The organism is Moraxella sp. K127 (assembly GCF_015223095.1).
Taxonomy (GTDB): Bacteria; Pseudomonadota; Gammaproteobacteria; order Pseudomonadales; family Moraxellaceae; genus Moraxella.
This window is the reverse complement of sequence record NZ_JADFBZ010000085.1, coordinates 1-4,755: the sequence shown is the minus strand read 5'-3', so window position 1 is coordinate 4,755 and position 4,755 is coordinate 1. Positions and strand designations below refer to the sequence as shown.

At 35.5% G+C, this 4,755-nt stretch carries 4 protein-coding genes and 1 pseudogene; all 5 read right to left on the bottom strand.

Annotated elements, in window-relative coordinates; translation table 11 throughout:
• Positions 1-83: 83 nt before the first annotated feature.
• Positions 84-545 (bottom strand): hypothetical protein, encoded by a 462-nt coding sequence (locus IM753_RS12615; RefSeq protein ID WP_194109429.1) that lies wholly within the window; start codon positions 543-545, stop codon positions 84-86.
• A 252-nt stretch (positions 546-797) separates the two neighbouring features.
• The gene (locus IM753_RS12610; RefSeq protein WP_065254989.1) at positions 798-1,487 is read right to left on the bottom strand and encodes a hypothetical protein; all 690 of its coding nucleotides are present in this window, start codon (positions 1,485-1,487) and stop codon (positions 798-800) included.
• A gap of 10 nt (positions 1,488-1,497) precedes the next feature.
• Positions 1,498-3,873 carry a hypothetical protein gene (locus IM753_RS12605; protein WP_194109428.1) on the bottom strand — a complete coding sequence of 792 codons (2,376 nt, stop codon included), beginning with the start codon at positions 3,871-3,873 and terminating at the stop codon, positions 1,498-1,500.
• Positions 3,870-4,373: a hypothetical protein gene (locus IM753_RS12600; RefSeq protein WP_065254991.1), complete on the bottom strand. Its 504-nt coding sequence runs from the start codon at positions 4,371-4,373 to the stop codon at positions 3,870-3,872. The genes IM753_RS12605 and IM753_RS12600 overlap by 4 nt, the downstream gene beginning before the upstream one ends.
• Positions 4,357-4,755 (bottom strand): annotated as a pseudogene (locus IM753_RS12595) (type VI secretion system tip protein VgrG); the annotation flags it as partial. The pseudogene IM753_RS12595 and the gene IM753_RS12600, both read right to left, overlap by 17 nt.

Below are 4,755 nucleotides of genomic sequence, written 5' to 3'. Positions count from 1 at the left end.
TGATTGAATGGTTAGGTGGGGTTAATGAGAATGATTTAGGAGTGATTGGATTGTAGCATGGGAGGTGGGAGGGGGTCAAGGGGTTAAGCACACCCCTCCAAAAGATACATTCGCTCACTCAATCCCATATCAATATAATAAATGATTATGCCATCATCTGTACTATATCGAGTTCCCACAGCTTTATTCTTGTCATGCCAGTGTATAAAAACTGGTAGGTTTGTATAATCATTTTGAATAATCTCCAGTGCATTCAAATCAACCTTATCTTCAATAAGAGAAATAGGATCTCCCACTTTGATACCATCATAAGATAATATAGATGGGTCATCTGTGCTGATTTCGGAAATAATATTATTCTCTACAGTTATACTAATACCAGAAAAATCTAATGATGATGCATTAAAACAGCCCTCCAATTCTTCGGAAACTTGTTTAAATTTGCTTGCATCATAAACGCCACCCAAATAAATGCCGCCATATCCACTCTTATGAAAAGTGGTCAAATCATTGTTCTGTACTGAAAAATCTGATGATTTTGTCATATCTTTTTGTATGGATATATTTTCATTGGTGCAAGCACAGCAAATTAGCATTATCCAAAAAAAATTATATTTAAATATCTGTAACAACATTATTATGACCTCCTATATGTAAATGATTATGGTGGTTATCAACGTAAGAAGTACCAGAAATCTTGGCTACATCTCTTTTTTATTCTTGGTATAAAATTTTTGAAAATGCTTAGATTTTTAATTGCTAGATATTCATTATTTTTTTACTTAATTGTGTACTAATCAGGCACAACCCTCCATTAATTCTAGGCTTTCTTTATTCCCCAAAATTATCTGATATACTTTTCCATCTTCAATATCGTATCTAATACCAGTTTTTTCTACAGAATCATCATACCAATATATATAAATAGGCTGTTCCGTATAGTCACTGATTTTTTTAATTATTTTATCAGGATCGTAACTTTTTAATACTTTCTCTTCGTTATCCTCAATTTTAATTGATTCATTGGTTGCGACAATTGCAGTGTCTCTTGGATCATCTATTTCCTCTCTATATTGTCTTAGATAAATTGCGTCAATTTTTTCACCCATAGAAAAAAACTCAATATTATTTGGCAATGTTTTATAAGCGAAAAAACAATTAGGAACTTCAGGATCTTCATCTTCAGACTTTACAAGATTGATAAAGTCATCAGGATTGTAGACTTGATTGATTGCGATGTTTGCTATGCCAGTTTTGGTGAATTGAAAATCAACTTGCTCATTGGTGCTTGAATGTTGTATAGGTTGTACTGTCGTCATCATAGGCGCACTCGAGACTAATGATATCTCTTGAATAGATGATGAGGGTGTTGTTTGTTGGATTTGAGCCGCGCCTTGTACTTGATTAGAGGTGGTATTAGCCGTATTGTCATTGTCCATGCAAGCAGTGAGTATAATAGCGGACAAAATGGTATAAAAATATTTCATAACTTAATCCTTATATGTCTGTTACTTGTGGTTGAAAGCCTTGTAGGTGCAGATGGTTTTCATGATCTGATCTAGAACGCGAGTAAGGTAACATTCTGTTATTGGCGACTCTCACTTTATAAGAAACAAAACTTTTGTAGCCAAAAAGATAAAGGGCATTGACAAATCTAACATTGACATCCCAGTCAAAGTGACTATGTGTAGTGTATGTCTTCTGTTTCATATGAGAATTGTTTGTACCTAGATACCTAAAATCCCCATTTATACCATTAATATGAGTTTTACTTATACCCGAATCGCCAGTTATCGTACTAAATCCTGAACCATGATATTCTGCATAGCCTAGACTCATCATTGCACCCAATACTGCAGCCAAGGACATGCCACTTAAATAATATCTTTTGTCATCACTAACTATAAGCCATTTATAACCCAAGTTTTGTTTACGATAATGATTATGTTTTGCATAGTCTATCAAATAGGTATGACCACCAACTATCTTGCTACCAACTATTTTTCCATCTTTATTTCTAACAAACTCCCTATTTGGGGCGCGAATAAAAGCTGACTTACTCAAATTATGCACACCCCCATCTTTATCATAATAAATAAACTCAGCATAACCAGTGGCATTCTTATTTTCTCGCTTTATTGTGCCATCGTGATAAATATGATAGCGTGTAGTGTCGCTAGCAAGCGATTTATTTGTTACCACCGTCAACGGATTCCCTTGTTTCTCAGTATAGGTATTGTTTTGCTGAATACGGGGTGGTGCTGATTGACCTGTCGGTTTGGGTGCTGTTTGTTGTTGTTTGGGTGCTGATGGTGGTCGGGCGACTTGAGTTTGACTAGGGATATAGACATCAGCAGTCCCCTTAGTTTGTGAGCGATGATAAGCAATATCGTTGATATTGATAGTTCTTCTGGCAACACCTTGTAGGCAACGCAAATAGATTAAGGGCTTGTTGTCGTCAGTCAGCCCAAATCCATAAACAAAGCCGACCAACATTTTTGTTTTAAAAACACCATTCTGATTGCTACGTTTTTTAATCTGCCATCCACGATAAAATAACATAAATTCTGTATTTGGTACAGGTCGTCCTCTGTGGTCTTTTACTAGAATTTCAAAAGCATGCACTTTAACAGGCACTGTATAACTCATACCATCTAGATTGGCAACAACCTTAAAATTAAAAATAGGCTGTAGCTTATCTTCTCCTGCCATGCTCACTTCAATATCTTGACCTACTTCAGCGGTGATACCTGCAGCACTACCTCTGCTGTCAGTTTGATGAATTTTGGTATTGCCTTTATAGGTTAGACGAAATTTCAAATTGCTAATGGGTTTTTGTGTGTCTGCCTCCACCATAACAATGTTGAACTTAACATCTTTTTTGGTGTCATTAGGTTGCTGAGATTGATTGCTTGCGTTTCTGATCTCTTGTGGTGTTTTATTGGGTTGAGGTTTTGGTTCTGGAGTGCTAGGTCTATCAAGCGTAGCTTTGATGGAAATACCATTGCTAATATCAATTTCATATCTTTGAACTTGATTACTCTCCTGAATGAGTTCTTTACTAATGCCATCGACACTAATTTTAATTTTTGCACCAGGATGGCGGACAATAACTGGAATCCTGCCTTCCTCGTTGGTGGTGTAAGTATTGGTTATTTTGCCGATTTGTTTGTAATATTTTCCTTTGGGATAATCGGATTCAACTATTACTGATTTGCCTGAAACAGGTTTCCCATCCTTTTTTACCCTAATATAAATTTTACGCTGACAACAAGTTCCAAGATTGTAATGAGCAAATAAGTCAATATAATGACTAATGGGGGTTTTATTACCATCTGTCTCATTTGCAATGCCCAAAGCGAAATCAAGAACATGTTTTGCACCAACAAGATGAGCACCCGCACAACATCCTGACTCTGTTAATTCTATACCATTAACTTTCTTGCCATAAAATTCATTAATGTTCAAATTTCTCAAAACACTGCAATGCCTTTGAATAAAAAAATTCATGGCATCAATTTGATGCTTTCTACCTTCTAAAAAATCATTTTTAGATCTTACCCCATTTTTGCCCGTCCAAGTGCCAGTCCAATCATTATTTGTGATTGCCATTTGAAAAGGACTGTTTTTTGCTAGACTAAATGGATGAGGCACAGTAAAATAACCTGCATCGTACAAAGCAGCCTCACCAAACTGAAAGTAGCCTATATACCCTCTATGACCTTGGCTATGGACTCTTTGTGGCTTGAGATTGGTTTGGTGATGATCGGGAAGATTTAGATCGGAGCTAGATTCTCGCCTTGAAAGTGCATACAAAAATCCCTCTCTATCATCAGGATAGGTATTGCCTTTAACTGCCTTAACAAAACTCATGATTTGACACCTCCATATTTTTGGTTGGATATATAATTTTGCAATACTTGCACTGCTTTTTCACTGGTAACAAGTGTTCCCATGTAGCTAATCCTGCCGTCTGAAATATCTTGAGTGTAGTCTCTGTCTACAATAGCTAATAAATATTTTTTATTCTCCTTATTAAGCAGAATGAAGACATAAGTGGGGGAATTTTTATCATAAATACTATAAATATAGAAGTATTCCGAATTTATGGATGTTAATGCACAATCATAGGGGCTTGAAAGCCATGTATATTTATTGGTTGATTTTTCATGATTAATCAAGTTGTGTTTTTTTAAAATTTTTTCCTGCAACGCAAACCTAGTTTGATCTCCACAAATATTTTCATCAATTAATTCTTGATAACTCGTATATATACTAGAGTTTATGTACGAATGTGAATCACTTTTGGCATTACCAGTACAACATAATGCCAAAATAATAAATGTTGAGAATAATTTAATTGCCAAAATCATTATAATCCTCCCCTAAAGAATCTTCAGTGTTTAAGTTGTTATCTATCGGCTTTAACTCCAAACTTTCAGACTCACAAGCACAACAGACAACATCATCTAAGTTTGTAGCATTGAAATCGTTCTGAATTTCATACATAATCAGCTCATCGCTATTATCATGACCCATGATAACTGCTTCTATTTCATCTTTGTCATTACCAAACACTCTAGCCGTTCTACCCAATTCATCCAAGATGCCTGTTGTGCTAGTATTTTTTGAATGATTAATCAACTTATATTTAATTCCTCGCTTTAACGCCTCTAAATCAAATAACTGCCCAAAGTCAAACCTTCTGCTATATATGCCAGTAGTGGGGAATGATGGCAACTCAGTCAAAACCCC